This window comes from Sphingobacterium sp. 1.A.5 (assembly GCF_002734235.1).
Classification (GTDB): domain Bacteria; phylum Bacteroidota; class Bacteroidia; order Sphingobacteriales; family Sphingobacteriaceae; genus Sphingobacterium; species Sphingobacterium daejeonense.
The window spans coordinates 1-691 of the sequence record NZ_PEBA01000058.1 but is presented as its reverse complement, the minus strand read 5'-3'; the positions used below and the strand labels follow the sequence as shown (position 1 = coordinate 691).

Annotated in this window: 1 protein-coding gene; it reads right to left on the bottom strand. The window is 56.2% G+C overall.

What is annotated here, in order from left to right:
* Positions 1–691, bottom strand: a 691-nt coding sequence (locus CRT24_RS16835) for an IS4 family transposase (RefSeq protein ID WP_144034606.1), incomplete at both ends; no start/stop codon positions are given.

Here is a 691-nt window from a genome sequence, read left to right as displayed (position 1 = left end):
ATCATCACAGTTGCATAGAAATCCTGCTCGACGGATTCCACCGTCAGCCCGCTGAAGGATTCCATCTGCATGGTATTCTTCAGTTTGGAGATGTTCGTCTCCACTCCCCAGCGCCTGAAGTACAGGTCCCCGAACATATCGTTTTCAAACCCCTCTTCCTGCCATAGGTTGGTCGCGATCACCTCCGTGGTCGACTGCAGTTCTACCCTGACCAAGCGTATGCGGATCCTTGTTGAGCTGTCCGTGGCGAACCCGCTCTGGCGCAGGCCGCTGATGGAGGCCTGGGTTGGGGCAAGCTCGATGACCTGGGAAACCTTTCCCGTCTTCAGGAACCTCTTGACAAACTCTAGCGAATCCTTCGCCCTGATCACGAACTTGCGCTCGCTCTCCTGCCAGCTATGGAGCGCRAACATCTTGAACGTTGAATAGTACCTGTCATAGATGGCAATGGAGTCCACGGGCAGTTCCTCGATCCAATGGGAGGCCAGGGTCAGCTCGCTGGTCCGGTATGGGGCTATGCAGGCATGGGTCACCAGGTCGTTCAGCACATCGTAGTGATAGAAGGTCTTTGCCTGCACGAAGCTCGAGTTCTGGTTGCTCTGGCCGCCAAAGTTGGCCTGCAGGGAAGGTGTGTTCACCAGGGCAAGGTTGGAGCCGTCAACTGCGATCAGGCGATAGCCCATCCATCTCC